Below are 15897 nucleotides of genomic sequence, written 5' to 3' on the forward strand. Positions count from 1 at the left end.
GACCCGCCGCGAGGACCAGGGCGGCCGTGACGTCCGGCCCTACCCGCTCCCCGCGGGGGCGCGCACGGTCGGGACATGACCGGCTCACGTGTCCGGAGCGAGCGGACCCGGTCCGGCGCCGCCCGGCGGCACCGTGCCTGGCTGGGTGCCGGCTTCGGCGTGGGCTTCGCGGTTCCGTGCCTGTTCGCGGACGTCCTGCACCTGCCGAGGGACCTCTACTACGGCGTCTACCTGGCGACCGCGCTCGGGTTCTTCGTGCTGTGGGCACGGAGGACCGGGCAGCGCCTCGACGTGATGGTGCGCCGCCGTCGGCGGTCGGCCGTCGTCCTCGGCGTGCTCGTCGCCGCCGTCCTCGCCGCCGTCGTCGTCGGCACCGAACCCGCGACGCCCCGACCGGAGGGCCTGGCACTGGCGTGGGCGGTGCTCTGGCGCGGGGTGGCCTACGGTGCCGTGGACGGCCTGCTGCTGTCGGCCTTCCCGATCCTGGCGGTCTTCGCCGCGGCCGAGGGGAGCAGGATGCGCCGGCGCAGGTCCGGCACGGTTCTGATCGGGGCGGCCGCGCTGCTGGCCTCGCTGGTCATGACGACCGTCTATCACCTCGGGTATCGCGACTTCCGGTCCTCGATGGTGGCCCGACCGGTCGCGGCGGACGTCGTCTGGAGCCTGCCGACCCTGGTCACCCTCAACCCGGTCGGCGCACCGATCGCGCACGCCGGCCTGCACGTGAGCGCCGTCCTGCACTCCCCCGGAACTGAGGTCTTCCTGCCGCCGCACCGCTAGGCCTTCACCGGCGCGGTCGTCACGTCGCGCGGGAGGCGGATGAGCGGAGGTGAGGTTCCCGGCCACGGGTGTCGTCGCCCGCCGGGCGGTCACGGGTACGGTCTGTCCCGTGAGCGAGCCCGAGCCCCCGCAGGTCAGGATCGGCAACGCCGAGCGCGAGGACGCCGCGCAGGCGCTCGCGGAGCACTTCTCCCACGGCCGGCTCGACGGCGCGGAGTACGAGGAGCGCGTCGCGCAGGTGTGGGCCGCGCGGACGCTGGACGACCTCGGCGGGCTGTTCACCGACCTTCCCGCCCCGCACCCGTCGGCGCTGCGGAACCGCGCGGGCGGGCACGGCGGCGGGCAGACCGGGTACGGGCAGGCCTACGGACCACCGGCGGGCCTCCCCTCCGGGTACGCCGACGGGCCGTACACCGGCCACCAGGCCTTCACCGGCCACGGCTCCGCGCCCGCGCCGCACGGGGGCCCGACCTACGGCGCCCCCGGTCTGCCGCACCACGTCCCGGGCGCCGCCCCCGACGCCCCCTACGGCCGCGAGCCCGGCACCGGCGCCCCCTACTCGGACAAGTCCAAGCTCGCCGCGGGCCTGCTGCAGCTGTTCCTGGGCGGCGCCGGGATCGGCCGCTTCTACACCGGGCACACCGGCATCGCGATCGCCCAGCTGATCGTCACGATCGTGACGTTCGGACTCGGGGCGATCTGGGGCTTCGTCGACGGCATCGTCCTGCTCGCCGGCCGGTCCACGGACGCGCAGGGCCGGCCGCTGCGACCCTGAGAACGGCCTCGGGAACCTGCCGACCCCGGCGTGCGCCGGATCAGGCCCGGCGGGCCGCCAGCGCCCTCTCGCCGAGCCGGGCCAGCGTCGCCTCCGGTGTGAGCGGGTGGAACGGGCCGCCCCGGACGTCGCGGTAGGCCCGCTCGAGCGGCGAGCTGCGGAAGAACGCCGGCCCGCCCGCGACCTCCAGCGCCCGGTCCACGACCTCCCGCGCCTCGACGACGGCGTGCCGCTTGGCCGTCAGCACCGCGTCGAGGGTCGGGTCGTCGGCGGGCGGGTCGTCGCCGACCTCGTCGACGGCCGCCAGCAGGGCCCAGCGGGCGACCCGCAGCCGCGCCCGCATCTCGCCGATCCCGCGCACGGCCGCCGGGGGCACCTCGGCCCGGCCGGCGGCCAGCCGCTCGGCCTCCTCGCACGCCCCGCGCGCGACACCGAGGTAGGCCGCCGCCGCGACCGGGGCGAAGTGGATCACCGCGACCAGCAGCGGACCGGCGAGCGCCCCGTACGGCCGGGTGCCGAGCACCTTCTCCTCCGGCACGAACACGCCGTCGAGCACCACGTCGTGGCTGGCCGTGCCGCGCATGCCGAGGGTGTCCCAGGTCTCGACGATCCGCACGCCCGGCGCCGCGAACGGCACTCCGGCGTGCAGCACGACCGCGTCGGGACCGGGCTCGCCGAGCACCGCCGAGGTGGCGAGCACCCCCGCGGCCGGGGCCTGCGAGCAGAAGGTCTTGCGGCCGTCGAACCGGTAACCGCCGTCGACGCGGGTGGCCGTGGTCGTCGGGCAGACCCAGTCCGAGCCGCCGCTCGTCGCGAGGACCAGGCCCTCGTCGGCGACCCGGCGCAGGACCGCCGCCGCATCGGGCTTGCCGCGCCGGTGCCGCCACACCTGCATGCGGGTCAGGTACTGGTGCATCGCGGCGGCGAGCGCGGCGGACCCGGACCACCGGCCGAGTTCCTCCTCCGCCAGCACCACCTGGCGCAGGCTCGCGCCGAGCCCGCCGAGCTCCACCGGTACGCCGAGGCGGTGGTAGCCGAGCTCGGCCATGGCCGCGTAGGCCTCGGCGACGAAGCCGGCGTCGGCGTCGTGCGCGGCCTCGAACGGGGCCGCGGCCCGGCCGACGGCCGCCGCGAGGGCCACGACGTCGGCGTCGGCGAGGGTGCTGGTGGGGACCTGCTCGAGAGTCGTCATGCAGGCAGGATCCGGCGTGCCCGGCTCGTCGCATAGTTCCGAAAATGAACCGGGCCGAGGAAGATGTGCGGCCATGTCCCGCTATGGCCAGTACTGCCCCATCACGCGGTCGCTGGAGATCCTGGGCGATCGGTGGACCCTGCTCGTGGTCCGTGACCTGCTCGTCGGTGCGACCCGCTTCAACGAGCTCGCCCGCGGGCTGCCCGGGATGTCCCGGGCGCTGCTGTCGAAGCGGCTCGGCCAGCTCGAGCGCGCAGGCCTGGTGGTGCACGCCGACGGCGAGTACCGCCCGACGCCCGCGTGCGAGGACCTGATGCCGCTGCTCTTCGGCCTCGCCGAGTGGGGCGCCCGCTGGGCCTTCGGCGAGCCGCGACCCGACGAGCTCGACCCGACCACGCTCATGTGGTGGATCCGCGGCGGGATCGACCCCGGACCGCTCGGGGGGAGACGCACGGTGCTGCACGTCCACGTGCCCGACGCCCGACGCCGACGGTTCTGGTTCGTGATCCAGCCGCACGACGTGTCGCTGTGCTTCACCGACCCCGGCTACGAGGTCGACGCGGTGATCGAGACCTCGCTGGGCGTGCTCTACCAGGTGTGGGCGGGCGCGCTGGACCTCGCCGTGGTCCGCGGCGACGGGCGGCTGTCGCTGACCGGACGCCGGGACGTGGTGCTGCGGCTGCCCGACGCCCTGCGGCTGAGCCCGGTCGCCCCGTCCGTCCGGCGCGGGCTCGCGCGCGCGGCCGGCTGACCGGCTCCCCGTCGCACGAACGGCACTCTCGTGCGGACCTACCGCACGAGAGTGCCGTTCGTGCGGTCGGCTCAGGATTTGCGCTCGGCGAAGGCCGTGGGGCGGTCCGGCCAGGGGGCGTCGGTCGGGCGTGTCGCGCCGTGCCCGTCCCGCACCGCCTGCAGGGCGAGGACCCCCGCGACCGCCGTGGCGTTGACGATCTCACCCCGCAGCGCCATGTCGACCGCCTCGGCGAGCGGGATCCGGCGCAGCTCGAGCTCGGACTCCTCGTCGTCGCCCAGGTCGGGGCGCCCGACCTCGCGCAGCCCGGTGGCCAGGTAGACCCGGATGGCCTCCTCGGAGAAGCCGGGCGAGGGCACCGCGTCGACCAGCACCGACCAGTGGTCGGCCTCGAGGCCCACCTCCTCGGCGAGCTCCCGGGCGGCCGCGGCCACCGGGTCCTCGCCGGCCTGGTCGAGCAGCCCGGCGGGCATCTCCCACAGCCGGCGCCGCACCGCGTGCCGGTACTGCAGGATCATCATCAGCCGGTCCTGCTCGTCGAGCGCGGCGATCGCGACCGCCCCCGGGTGCTCGACGATCTCGCGGGTCGCCTCCCGGCCGCCGGGCATGCGGACCGTGTCCGCCCGCACGGCCATCACGCGGCCCTCGTAGATGTCCCGCGAGGCGGTGATCGGGAAGTCGTGCGTCCCCGGAGCGCTCCGGCTCACGAGCCCACCTCGGCGGGTGCCGCGGTGTCGACGGGCTCCGCGCGCTCGGCCTTGCCGTTCGCCTTCGCCCGGGACGGCATCTCCACCGGCAGCCGGTCCTCGGCGTTGTACCGCAGGGCCGCCTTCACGAACGCCGCGAACAGCGGGTGCGGCCGGGTCGGCCGGCTCTTGAGCTCCGGGTGGGCCTGGGTGCCGACGAAGAACGGGTGCTTCGCCTCGGGCAGCTCGACGAACTCGACGAGCCTCCCGTCCGGCGAGGTGCCGCCGAACACCAGGCCGGCCTCGGCGAGCCGGTCCCGGTAGGAGTTGTTGACCTCGTAGCGGTGCCGGTGCCGCTCGGACACCTCGCGGCCGCCGTACGCCTTCGCGACGACAGTGCCCTCCCCCAGCGCGGCGGGGTAGGCGCCGAGCCGCATGGTCCCGCCCATGTCCCGGTCGCCGGCGACGACGTCGAGCTGCTCGGCCATCGTCGAGATCACCGGGTACGGGGTGCGCGGGTCGAACTCGCTGGAGCTGGCGGCCTCCAGGCCCGCGAGGTTGCGCGCCGCCTCGATCACCATGCACTGCAGGCCCAGACACAGCCCGAGGGTCGGGATGCCGCGGGTGCGGGCGTGGGTGATCGCGCCGAGCTTGCCCTCGATGCCACGGATGCCGAACCCGCCGGGGATCAGGACCCCGTCGACGCCCTCCAGCGCGCTCGCGGCCCCGGACGGACTCTCGCAGTCGTCCGAGACGACCCAGCGGATCTCGACCTTGGCCCGGTGCGCGAACCCGCCGGCGCGCAGGGCCTCGGTGACCGACAGGTAGGCGTCGGGCAGGTCGACGTACTTGCCGACGAGCGCGATCGTGACCTTCTCGTCGGGGTTGTGCACCCGGTCGAGCAGGTCCCCCCAGACCGTCCAGTCGACGTCCCGGAAGGGCAGCCCGAGCCGGCGGACCACGTAGGCGTCGAGCGCCTCGCGGTGCAGCACCCGCGGGATGTCGTAGATCGACGGGGCGTCGGGGCAGGCCGCGACGCCGTCCATCTCCACGTCGCACATCAGCGAGATCTTGCGCTTCATCGCGTCCGGGATCTCCCGGTCCGCGCGCAGGACCAACGCATCCGGCTGGATACCGATGTTGCGCAGCGCCGCGACGGAGTGCTGCGTGGGCTTGGTCTTCAGCTCGCCCGAGGGCGCCAGGTACGGCACCAGCGAGACGTGCAGGAAGAAGCAGTTGTCCCGGCCCACCTCGTGGCGCACCTGGCGGGCCGCCTCCACGAACGGCAGCGACTCGATGTCGCCGATGGTGCCGCCGACCTCGGTGATGACGACGTCGGGGACGACGCCGTCGGCGTCGGGCTCCGCCATCGCGAGGATGCGGTCCTTGATCTCGTTCGTGATGTGCGGGATGACCTGCACGGTGTCGCCCAGGTACTCGCCGCGGCGCTCCTTGGCGATGACCTCGGAGTACACCTGACCGGTGGTGACGTTGGCCCGGCCGTGCAGGTCCCGGTCGAGGAACCGCTCGTAGTGGCCGACGTCGAGGTCCGTCTCGGCGCCGTCCTCGGTGACGAAGACCTCGCCGTGCTGGAACGGGTTCATCGTCCCGGGATCGACGTTGAGGTACGGGTCGAGCTTCTGCATCGTGACCCGCAGGCCGCGCGCGGTGAGCAGCTGACCGAGGGACGACGCGGTGAGGCCTTTGCCCAGCGAGGATGCGACCCCGCCGGTGACGAACAGATGACGGGTCGCGCGAGTCTGCACGGAACTCCAGTGTACCCGGGCCGCTCTCGGCGCCCCCGCCAGACCGCCGTGCCGCGTGTCGCCGCCCGTCCGGACGAGAGGAACGGCGCTCCGGCTCGCACCTCGTGAGTGAGCGAGAGCGCCGTCCGCCCGACGGGGTCAGGCGCCGGGGGCCGCCCCGTTGCTCGCACTGCGGTCGGAGCCGTAGCTGCCCACCCCGCCGTCGAGCTGCTCCTTGAGGGCCAGCACGGTGGCGACACGACCGGAGGCGGTCTGGACGTCGTCGACCGTCGACAGGCCCGCCGTCGGACCGCCGGCGGCACGCGCGACGCCGACGGGGCCGGTCGCCGACGCCGAGCCCTCCCGCCCGGCCAGCACGGCACCCGCGCCCGAGCGGTCGAGCTGCGCGGCCAGCCGGGCGAGCACGGCCGCCGAGTCGCCGGCGTCCGGGCCCTGGGCGGCGCCCCCGGTCAGCACGACGACGAGGTCCGCCGGGCCGGGGGCCGTTCCGGGCTGGACGAACCCGGCGTCGGCGAGGCCGGCCCACACCGCTCCCGCCTGCTCCGCGGTCGGCGCGTTCGCCGAGCTCAGGACGCTGCCGAGGAGGCCGCCCGCCAGGCTTCCGGTGTCGGAGGCGGCAGGCAGCTGCGCGCCGGCCGGCAGCAGCTCGGCGGCCAGCGCGTTGAGCTCGTCGGACCGGGCCGGGTCGCCGACGGCGTCGGTGAGCGTGATCGAGCCGGTCACCGTGCCACCCGCCTGGCCGACGAGCCGGATCACGGACTCGGCGTCGGTCTGCTGGCCGCCGGCCTGCACCAGGGCCACGCTCTTCCCCGACAGCAGCCCGCGCACGGCGGCCGGGCCGACCCGGCCGGCGAACTCCTCGGCCGCGGCCTGCTCGTCGAGCAGCGCGTCGCGCTGGGCGGTGAGCGTGTCGACCTGGGCGGAGAGGGTGTCCCGGTCGGTCGAGACCGCGGCGAGCAGCCGGTCGGACAGGCCGCTCGCGCCGAGCACCACGCCGACCGCGAGCGCGAGGAACACCGCCGCGATGGACACCGCGTGGTAGCGCAGCGAGATCACCGGACGAACCACCCCTCGATCGTCTCGAACACGGCGGTCGTGGTCGTGGTGATCCACGTCAGGACCGCGTCACCGGCCTGCGACATCAGCACCGCGGCCAGGACGGCGACGAGCGCCGCCCCGACGAGCAGCAGCAGCGCGCCGGTGGAGATCCGGCTGCGGTAGAGCTGGGCGATGACCCGGCCGTCGACCAGCTGCCCCCCCACCTGCAGGCGGGTGAGGAAGGTCGAGGCGTGGGAGCCGGACCGGCCCCGGTCGAGGAACTCGACCATGTTCGCCGACAGGCCCACGGTCACGATCATCGACGCCCCGTGGTGGTGCGCGAGCAGCAGCGCGAGGTCCTCGGGGTTCGCCGAGGACGGGAAGGTCACCGCGCTCGCCCCGAGGTCCTGGACCCGGTGCAGGCCGGGGGCATGCCCGTCGGCGAAGGCCGGCACGACGACGTCGGCACCGCTGGTCAGCGTCTCGTCGGAGATGTCCGACGGGTCCCCGACGATGAGGTCCGGCTTGTGCCCGGCAGCGCGCAGCGCGTCGGCACCCGCCCCGACACCGAGCAGCACCGGCTGGTACTCGCGGATGTAGTTGCCCAGCCTCGCCAGGTCCTTGGCGTGGTCGAACCCCGCCGCGACCACGAGCACCTGCCGGCCCTGCAGGGCGACGTCGACCTCCGGGACGCCGAAGCCGTCGAGCAGCAGCGAGCGCTCCTGACGCATGAACTCGGTGGTGTTGGCGGCGAACGCCTCGAGCTGGTGGGTGAGCCCGGCCTTGGCCTCGACCAGGGCGTCGGCGACCGACTCGGCCGTCTGCTCGGTCCCGCGCGCCAGCTCCAGCTCACCGGCGTACACCACGCCCTCGTGCACCCGGATCCGCGCGCCGTCGCGCACGTCGTGCAGCACCTCGGGGCCGGTGTCGTCGACGAGCGGGATCCCGGCCGCCAGCAGGGCCTCCGGCCCGAGGTTGGGGAACCGCCCGGAGATGGACGGCGAGGCGTTGACCACGGCGGCGACCTCGGCCGCGATCAGCGCGTCGGCCGTGGCGCGGTCCATGTCGATCTGGTCGAGCACCGCGACGTCGCCCGGCTTGAGCCGCTTGAGCAACGCGTCCGTGCGCTTGTCGACGCGCGCGGTCCCGGCGAGCCCGGGCAGCTCGGGTCGCGAGCGGTGCAGCAGGCCGGTCAGCTTCATGCCGCGCACCCTGGCACCCACCTGGCCCGGATCGGTGAAGGCGCGCCGCACCGTGACCGCCCCGTCACCCGGGACGACGAGCCGGGCGCGCTCGCCGGTCGACTCAGCCCTTCCGCCGGCGCCGGCGCGGCGCGGCCCGGTCCTCGGCACGGTGCGTGCGGGCGGCGGCCAGCAGCTCCTCGGCGTGGGCCCGCCCGGTGTCGGTGTCGTCCAGCCCCGCGAGCATCCGCGCGAGCTCGACGATCCGGTCCGTCTCGGGCAGCGTGCGCACGCTGCTGCGGGTGACCCCCTCACCGCGCCTCTTCTGCACGACGAGGTGCCGGTCGGCGTAGGCCGCGACCTGCGGCAGGTGGGTGACCACGATGACCTGGTGGCGCGCGGCGAGCCGGGCGAGCCGGCGGCCGATCTCGACCGCCGCGCGTCCGCCCACGCCGGCGTCGACCTCGTCGAACACCATGGTCGGCACCGGGTCGGCGCCCGCGAGCGCGACCTCGAGGGCCAGCATCACCCGGGACAGCTCGCCACCCGAGGCGCCCTTGTGCAGCGGCTGCGGGGCCGAGCCGGGGTGCGGGACGAGCCGCAGCTCCACCTCGTCGACCCCGTCCGACCCGGCGACCACCCACCGGCTGTCGACGAGCAGTGCGTCGGTGGTGTCGGGCCCGGTGGCCGTGCGGGCGGCGACGGAGACGTGCAGCTCCGCGTCCTTCATCGCGAGCCCGCCCAGCTCGGCGGTGGTGTCGGCGGCGAGCCGGCCGGCGGCCTCGACGCGGGCCGCGCCCAGCGCGGTGGCGTGCCCCGCCAGGTCCGTGGCGAGCGCGTCCCGCCGTGCGGCCAGCGCGGCGAGGGCCTCGTCGGAGGTGTCGAGCCCGGCGAGCCGTTCCTGCGCCCGCGCGGCCCACTCGAGCACGCCGTCGATGTCCGCGGCGTACTTGCGGGTCAGCGCCTTGAGCTCCGCCTGCCGGGAGAGCACCTGGGCCAGCCGCTCGGGATCCGCGTCGAGCCGGTCCAGGTACGAGGACAGCTCCCCCGCCACGTCCGTGAGGACCGCGAGGGCCTCCCCCAGCCGCGGGTCCAGCGCCGCGAGGTCCGGGTCGGCGCCGGAATGGAGCCGGTTGCGGGCCTCGCCGACGAGCCCGACGGCGCCGGGGGTCTCGCCGTCGTCCGACCCCGAGAGCATGCCGCGGGCCAGCCCGGCGGCCTCGCGCAGGTCGTCCGCCGCGGCGAGCCGCTTCGCCTCCTCGACGAGCTCGCGGTCCTCCCCCGGCTGCGGGGCGACGGCCTCGATCTCGGTCAGCCCGTGCCGGAGCATGTCCGCCTCCTGGGCCAGCCGGCGCGCGTTGTCCCGGCGCTCGCGGAGCTCCGCGGACACGGCCTGCCACTCCGCTCGGATCTCGCGGTAGGCGGCCAACGGCTTCGCCACCGCGTCGCCCGCGTACCGGTCCAGCAGGGCGCGTTGGTCGGCGGGCCGTAGCAGCCGGAGCTGGTCGTTCTGCCCGTGCACGGCGAGGGTCGCCTCGGCGAGCCGGCCGAGCACGCCCACCGGCACGGACCGCCCACCGAGGTGGGCCCGGGACCGCCCGTCGGCCGACACGGTACGGACGGCGATCAGCGTGCCGTCCTCGTCCGCCTCCGCGCCGACCTCCTCGGCCAGCTCCAGCGCGGTGGCACCGGTGCGCGCGAAGCGGCCCTCGACGACCGCCCGCGACGCCCCCTCCGCGACCCGCGACGCCTCGGCGCGACCGCCCCCCAGCAGGGAGAGCCCGGTGACCACCATCGTCTTGCCCGCGCCGGTCTCCCCGGTGAGGACGGTGAGACCCGGGTCCAGCTCGAGCGTGGCGTCGTCGATCACGCCGAGGCCCTGGATGCGCATCTCGGCCAGCATGGGCCGCACGATACGGGCCGCCGCCGACAGATCCGTGCGCAGACCACGGTGGGCCGGGCGGGTGGTGCGGGGAGGACCCGGCGCGACGCGGGTGATCAGTGCTCGTCGGGGGTGTCCGGCGCCCCGCGCCAGCCGCGGACGGGCAGGTCGAACTTGCGCACCAGCCGGTCGGCGAAGGGCTGTGCCAGGACCCGGATCATCCGGACCGGCTCGATCCCGCGGCACAGCTCGACGCGGGCGCCCGGCGGAACGTCGATCACCCGGCGGCCGTCGCAGTCGAGGACGGCGGGCGGGCCGGTGGCGTCCACCTCGACGGCGAGCTGGCTCTCCGGCGACACGACCATCGGCCGCGCGAACAGCGCGTGCGCGTTGCTGGGCACCACCAGCATCGCCTCGACCTGGGGCCAGATCAGGGGCCCGCCGGCGGAGAACGCGTAGGCGGTGGAGCCGGTCGGGGTCGAGCAGATCACGCCGTCGCAGCCGAAGCTCGACACCGGGCGGCCGTCGATCTCCAGCACGACCTCGAGGATGCGCTCGCGCGTCGCCTTCTCCACGACGCCCTCGTTGAGCGCCCAGGTCCGGGCGACGACGCGGTCGCGGTGGCGGACCACGGCGTCGATCGTCATCCGTTCCTCGACCTCGTACCGCCCGGACACGATCGCGTCGAGCGCCTCGCCCAGGGACTCCTGCTCGGCCTCGGCCAGGAAGCCGATGCGGCCGAGATTCACCCCGAGCAGCGGCACCTTGGCCGGCCGGGCCAGGTCGGCCGCGCGCAGCAGGGTGCCGTCGCCGCCGAGGACGAGGACCGCCTCGGTCTCCGCGGCACACGCGGGTGTCCCGTCGACGAGGACCGGGCGCAGCTCGGGCGGCAGATCGGTGCCGTTGTCGACCCCGGCCCACTCGTCGGCCAGCACCCGCAGCCGGATGCCCTCCTTCGCCAGCCGGTGGGCGACGCGCGCCGCGACCCGGCGGTTCGTGGCCCGCCCCGCGTGCAGGACGACCAGGATCTCCCTCACCGGGGGCCCTCCTCGACGGCGCGGGCGAGCGGCCCGTCGCCCACGTCGTCCTCGCCGTCCCGGGCCAGGCGGAGGAAGTACTCGACGTTGCCCGACGGGCCGGGCAGCGGGCTGGCGACGGCGCCGCGCACGGCGAGGCCGAGGCCCCGTGCGGTGTCGGCGACCTCGGTCAGCGCGGCCAGCCGCAGCCGCGGGTCGCGCACGACCCCGCCTGCGCCCAGCCGCTCCCTGCCCACCTCGAACTGCGGTTTGACCATCGGCACCAGGGTGCCACCCGGTGCCGTGCACGCGACGAGCGCGGGCAGCACGGTGCGGAGCGAGATGAACGACAGGTCGGCCACGGTGAGGTCGACGAGCCCGCCGATCTGCTCCGGGTCGAGCGCCCGCACGTTGGTGCGGTCGTGCACCCGCACCCGCGGGTCCGACCGCAGCCGCCAGACCAGCTGGCCGTAGCCGACGTCGACCGCCACGACCTCGCGCGCCCCGCGCTGCAGCAGGACGTCCGTGAACCCGCCGGTCGACGCACCCGCGTCGAGGCAGCGCCGGCCCTCCACCACCACGTCGGCGAAGGCCGCGAGTGCCCCGAGCAGCTTGTGCGCGCCGCGGGAGGCCCAGTCCGGCTCGTCCGCCCGCTCCTCGACGACGACCGGGGCCGCCCGGTCGACCTGGGTGGCGGGCTTCCCCGCGGGCAGCCCGTTGACGGTCACGCGACCGGCGGTGATCAGCTCCGCCGCGTGCTGCCGCGAGCGCGCGAGCTTGCGCCGGACGAGCTCGGCGTCGAGCCGGGAACGGGTGGGCACGGCGGTCCCCGGGGTCAGGCCCGCTCGGGCGAGCCGGCCGCGAGGGCGGCGCCCAGCGCCGCGTGGACCCGCTCGAAGGCCGCGACGTGCTCCTCCGCGGGCAGCTCGGCGACGGCGTCGAGGGCGCCCAGCGCGGCCTCGACGTCGGCCCGCACGGCCTCGAGCGGGCGCGCGGACGGCGGGCGGGGGTCGCCCGGGACGGGAACGGTCATCGGTCGTGCTCTCCGGTCGGGATCCGACTCACGGCGTCGGTCTGATCGCCACGGTAGCCGAAGGGGAGCGGCGGCCCGGCGCCCGGCGCGGCGCCGGTGCCCCGCCTCACCCGAGCCCGAGCCGGGCGACCGCGGCCCGCGCCGCCCCGCCCTCGGCACGCACCCGGGCCTCCCCGCCCCCGGCCGCCCAGTGCAGGGCGCAGAGTGCGCGCAGGGCGTCGAGATCGGAGCCCTCGCCCGAGAGCACCAGCTCCCCGTCCACGGCCCACCCGTCCCCGGGACCCGGCGCCAGCTCCTCGGGGCGCCGCAGGAGCGCGCCCAGGTCGGCACCGACGTAGGTCGGGCGCAGCGGCTCGGGCGCCTCCAGCACCTCCCGCGGGGTGGACACCCCGGTCAGCACCACGAGCGTCGGCAGCCCCGCGGCGTTGCCGCCCTGGATGTCGGTGTCGAGCCGGTCGCCGATCACCAGGCCGTGTTCGCGCCCCGACGCCGTCAGCGCCTCCTCGATCAGCGTCGGCGCCGGCTTGCCCGCGACCTGGGGTTCCACCCCGCTCGCGATCCGCACGACCCCGACCAGGGAGCCGTTGCCCGGCATCGGCCCGCGCTCCGTCGGCAGCGTGGGGTCGACGTTCGTCGCGACCCACACCGCGCCCCGCCGCACGGCGAGCGTTGCCTCGGCGAGGTCACGCCAACCCGTGTCCGGCGAGTGGCCCTGGATCACGGCGTCGGCATCCTCGGCAGAGTCCACGACCCGCAGGCCGCGGCGGGTGACCTCCTCCGCCAGAGCGCTCGTCCCCACGACGAGCACCCGCGCCCCCTCGGGCAGCTGAGCCGCGAGCATCGCGGCGCCGGCCTGGGAGCTGGTGCGGACGTCCTCGGTCGTGGCCGGGAAGCCCAGCCCGGCGAGCTGCGCCGCGACTTCCGACGGCCGCCGCGAGGCGTTGTTCGTGACGTACGAGATCCGCACGCCGCGGTCCTGCGCCGTCGCGATCGCCTCCACGGCGCCGGGGACCGCCGACGAGCCCGTGTACAGGGTGCCGTCGAGGTCCACCAGCAGGACGTCGAACCGGGCGAGGACGTCCTCGCTCACGAGGACCGCTCACCCTCCGGGCCCTCCGCGGGCCAGGTGTCGACGAGGGGCTCGGGGTCGCCGTCCTCGTCGGGCTCGACAGGGGCCTGCGCCCGGAGGGTCGCGGAGCCGGGGTCGGCGGGATCCTCGGCCTCGTCCTCCAGGTCCTCGTCGCCCAGGTCCTCGTCGTCCAGGTCCCCGGCCTCGTCGCCCAGGTCCTCGGCCTCGTCGCCCAGGTCCCCGGCCTCGTCGCCCAGGTCCCCGGCCTCGTCGCCCAGGTCCCCGGCCTCGTCGCCCAGGTCCCCGGCCTCGTCGGTCCGGCGGTCGGCGACCGGGGTGGGCTCGTCCTCCTCCACGACGTCGCCGATCGCGAAGCCGTCGTCCTCGTCCTCGATCTCCTCACCGGTGAGCTCGGCCAGCCGACGCCGGGCGTCGGTCTCGCCGGCGTCGTCGGCGTCGGCGGCGTGGACGAACCACTGCACCGCGTCCGACTCGCGGTCCGCGGCAAGCAGGTTGTCCGCGTAGGCGTAGAAGAGGCGCGCACTCCACGGGTCCCGCTTGCGCGGGTCCAGGTCCGCCCCCTGCAGCCCGACGACCGCGGCGTCGACCTCGCCGAGGTCGCGCCGCGCACCGGCCGCGACGATCGCGAGCTCGACCCGCTCGGCGTGGCCCAGCTCCTTGGCCTCCGGGCTGCGAACCAGCTCCAGGGCGCGCTCGGGGCGCCCGAGCGCCCGCTCGATGTCCGCCATCACCGGGATGTGTCCGGGCCCGCCACCCATGCGCCGGGCCGCCCGCAACTCGCCGAGCGCCTCGGTCCACTCACCGGCGTGGTAGGCCGCGATACCGGCGGCCTCGCGGACCACGGCGATGCGCGATGCCCGCTTTCGCGCGTACCGCGCGTGCGCCAGCGCCTCCTCGGGATCCTCGTCGACGAGCATGCCGGCGGCGACGAGGTGCAGGGCGACCTTCTCCGCGGTCTCCTTCTGCAGGCCCCGCAGGTCGCGCCGGACGTCGGCGTCGAGCCCGTTCGGCCGGACGCCCTCCGGCAGTTCGGGTTCGGCCATGAAGGAGGTCGGCACGCCCTCCGCGCCGCGCGGGCGACGCTCACGCTCCTCGCGGTCGAACCGGTCACCCCGGTCGCGCGGCACACGGCCCGGGCGGTCGGTGTCCCGCGGCCCGCTCTCCCGGCGCCCGCGCACCGGACCGACCCGGTCGCCGCGGAAGCCGCGTTCACCGCCTGCCGGACGCTCCCGTCGTCCGAACCCGCGGTCGCGGAAGTCGGTCCCGCGGTCCTGCCGCGAGGGCCCGCCGATCCCGTCTCCGCGGTCCGGACGGGACTCGCGCTCCTCGGTCCGGAAGGCCGCGGAGCGACCGCCGCCCTGCCGATCGTCACGGGGCCGGTCGTCACGGGGCCGGTCGTCACGGGGCCGGTCGTCACGGGCACGCTCGTCACGGGCACGGTCGTCCTGCCATGCCCCGCGCCGGTCCTGACGGTCGTCGGCGCGGTAGCCGCTGCGCTCCGGGCGGTCTCCCCCGCGGGGGCCGGGGTCGAAGCGCCGCCCCCCGTCCCCGCGCCCGAACCGGTCGGCGCGGTCGCCGGGCCCGCGCGAGTAGCCGCGGTCCTCGCGATCGCCCCGGACACGGTCGTTCCGGTCCCCGCCGCGCGGACGGCCGTCCCGGCCGAAGCCGCCCGGGCGCTCGTCGCGGTCGGGCCCCCCGCGCCCGCCCCGAGACCCGGACCGGAAGTCGCGCCGCTCGTCCCGGTCGGAACGGGCCCCAGGGACGTCACGGGACTCGCGGTCGTACCGGCCGCCGCCGCGCGGGCCGCGGTCCGGCCCGCCCCGACGCCCGGCCTGGTCGTACGAACCGCGACGGTCCTCCCGCTCGCCCCTGCCCTCGCGGGGCGACCGGTCGTCGCGGGCGCCACCACGCTCGCCGCGCGGGAAGGAACCACGACGGTCGTCGCGCTCGAACCGCCCACCGCGCTCACCCGAGCCGTACCCGCCTCGGGAGCCGCCGCGGTCCGCTCCGCGCGGCCGCTCGTCACGGTCTCCGCTCCGGACCCGGTCCTCGCGCCGGTAGCCGCCGGAGCGGTCGTCGCGGTCGGACCGGTCCCGCCGATCGGAGAAACCTCCTGCACGACGATCGTCGCCGTAGCGCGCGCGGTCGCCACGGGAGCCACGATCGTCCCGGCCGTAGCCGCCCCGCCGGTCGTCACGCTGCGGTCGGCCACCGCGGCGGACGTCCCGCCGGTCGTCCCGCCGGTCGTCCCGCCGGTCGTCCCGCCGGTCGTCCCGCCGGTCGTCACGGCCCCAGCGGTCGACGTAGACCTTGCCGCTGCCCGCACCGCGGCCGCCCCGCGCCGACTGGCCGTCGCGGCCGCGGGAGTCGCGGTCCCGTCCTCCCTCGCGGCCCCGGAAGCTCCCGCGACCGCGGTCGCCTTCCGACCCGCGGCGGGCCTCCGAGCGGGCTCCGGGGCGGTCGTCGCCGCGGCGCGGGCCGCGCCGCTCGTCCGCGCCGCCCCAGCCCGTCCCTACCCGGCCGCCACGGCGGTCGTCCCGGCGGTCGTCCCGGCGGTCGTCGCGGCCACGGCGCTCGCCGCTTCGCTGCCGGGGACCGTCCTCGCGACGGTCGCCCTGCCTGTCGTCCCGATCAGTCACTCTGGAATTCCGATTCTCGTCGCGTCGCCGGCGTGATCGCGGGCGCGATTCCAGCCGTCGGAGAAGAT

Annotated in this window: 15 protein-coding genes; 4 read left to right on the plus strand and 11 right to left on the minus strand. The window is 76.3% G+C overall.

All coding sequences use genetic code 11. The features are described from left to right. The first annotated feature begins 75 nt into the window (after positions 1–75). Positions 76–780: a hypothetical protein gene (locus ACL02T_RS32040; RefSeq protein ID WP_412834553.1), complete on the plus strand. Its 705-nt coding sequence runs from the start codon at positions 76–78 to the stop codon at positions 778–780. A gap of 109 nt (positions 781–889) precedes the next feature. Beyond that, positions 890–1555 (plus strand): DUF1707 domain-containing protein, encoded by a 666-nt coding sequence (locus ACL02T_RS32045; protein ID WP_412834554.1) that lies wholly within the window; start codon positions 890–892, stop codon positions 1553–1555. A gap of 40 nt (positions 1556–1595) precedes the next feature. Here ACL02T_RS32045 and ACL02T_RS32050 read toward each other — a convergent pair whose 3' ends face one another. Continuing rightward, positions 1596–2747 (minus strand): acyl-CoA dehydrogenase family protein, encoded by a 1152-nt coding sequence (locus ACL02T_RS32050; protein ID WP_412834555.1) that lies wholly within the window; start codon positions 2745–2747, stop codon positions 1596–1598. Positions 2748–2820: 73 nt separating this feature from the next. On the opposite strand from ACL02T_RS32050, the gene ACL02T_RS32055 reads away from it, so the two are divergent. Beyond that, positions 2821–3498 carry a winged helix-turn-helix transcriptional regulator gene (locus ACL02T_RS32055; RefSeq protein WP_412834556.1) on the plus strand — a complete coding sequence of 226 codons (678 nt, stop codon included), beginning with the start codon at positions 2821–2823 and terminating at the stop codon, positions 3496–3498. Positions 3499–3569: 71 nt separating this feature from the next. Here the strand turns inward: ACL02T_RS32055 and ACL02T_RS32060 are convergent, their stop codons facing one another. From ACL02T_RS32060 to ACL02T_RS32105, 10 genes are all read right to left on the minus strand, one after another. Then, positions 3570–4133, minus strand: a complete 564-nt coding sequence (locus ACL02T_RS32060; protein WP_412834570.1) for an NUDIX domain-containing protein — start codon at positions 4131–4133, stop codon at positions 3570–3572. A 68-nt stretch (positions 4134–4201) separates the two neighbouring features. Continuing rightward, a complete protein-coding gene (pyrG, locus tag ACL02T_RS32065; RefSeq protein ID WP_412834557.1) occupies positions 4202–5950 on the minus strand; it encodes a CTP synthase in 1749 nt (582 codons plus the stop codon). A 138-nt stretch (positions 5951–6088) separates the two neighbouring features. Continuing rightward, entirely contained in the window at positions 6089–7006 is a 918-nt protein-coding gene (locus ACL02T_RS32070; protein ID WP_412834571.1) for a copper transporter, read from the minus strand. Continuing rightward, positions 7003–8190, minus strand: a complete 1188-nt coding sequence (steA, locus tag ACL02T_RS32075) for a putative cytokinetic ring protein SteA (protein WP_412834558.1) — start codon at positions 8188–8190, stop codon at positions 7003–7005. Before steA ends, ACL02T_RS32070 begins: the two co-directional genes overlap by 4 nt. 103 nt (positions 8191–8293) lie before the next feature. Then, positions 8294–10072, minus strand: a complete 1779-nt coding sequence (gene recN, locus ACL02T_RS32080) for a DNA repair protein RecN (RefSeq protein WP_412834559.1) — start codon at positions 10070–10072, stop codon at positions 8294–8296. 95 nt (positions 10073–10167) lie between these two features. Then, positions 10168–11088 carry an NAD kinase gene (locus ACL02T_RS32085; RefSeq protein ID WP_412834560.1) on the minus strand — a complete coding sequence of 307 codons (921 nt, stop codon included), beginning with the start codon at positions 11086–11088 and terminating at the stop codon, positions 10168–10170. Further along, positions 11085–11888 (minus strand): TlyA family RNA methyltransferase, encoded by an 804-nt coding sequence (locus tag ACL02T_RS32090; RefSeq protein WP_412834561.1) that lies wholly within the window; start codon positions 11886–11888, stop codon positions 11085–11087. Before ACL02T_RS32090 ends, ACL02T_RS32085 begins: the two co-directional genes overlap by 4 nt. Positions 11889–11902: 14 nt before the next feature. Then, positions 11903–12100: a hypothetical protein gene (locus tag ACL02T_RS32095; protein ID WP_412834562.1), complete on the minus strand. Its 198-nt coding sequence runs from the start codon at positions 12098–12100 to the stop codon at positions 11903–11905. A 106-nt stretch (positions 12101–12206) separates the two neighbouring features. Further along, entirely contained in the window at positions 12207–13190 is a 984-nt protein-coding gene (locus tag ACL02T_RS32100; RefSeq protein ID WP_412834563.1) for an HAD-IIA family hydrolase, read from the minus strand. Continuing rightward, positions 13187–14233 carry a tetratricopeptide repeat protein gene (locus ACL02T_RS32105; RefSeq protein ID WP_412834564.1) on the minus strand — a complete coding sequence of 349 codons (1047 nt, stop codon included), beginning with the start codon at positions 14231–14233 and terminating at the stop codon, positions 13187–13189. Before ACL02T_RS32105 ends, ACL02T_RS32100 begins: the two co-directional genes overlap by 4 nt. Here ACL02T_RS32105 and ACL02T_RS32110 point away from each other — a divergent pair. Next, positions 14123–15865 carry a hypothetical protein gene (locus tag ACL02T_RS32110; RefSeq protein ID WP_412834565.1) on the plus strand — a complete coding sequence of 581 codons (1743 nt, stop codon included), beginning with the start codon at positions 14123–14125 and terminating at the stop codon, positions 15863–15865. The genes ACL02T_RS32105 and ACL02T_RS32110 overlap by 111 nt on opposite strands. The last annotated feature ends 32 nt before the right edge of the window (positions 15866–15897 follow it).

Source organism: Pseudonocardia oceanicola (genome assembly GCF_047200735.1).
Taxonomy (GTDB): Bacteria; Actinomycetota; Actinomycetes; order Mycobacteriales; family Pseudonocardiaceae; genus Pseudonocardia.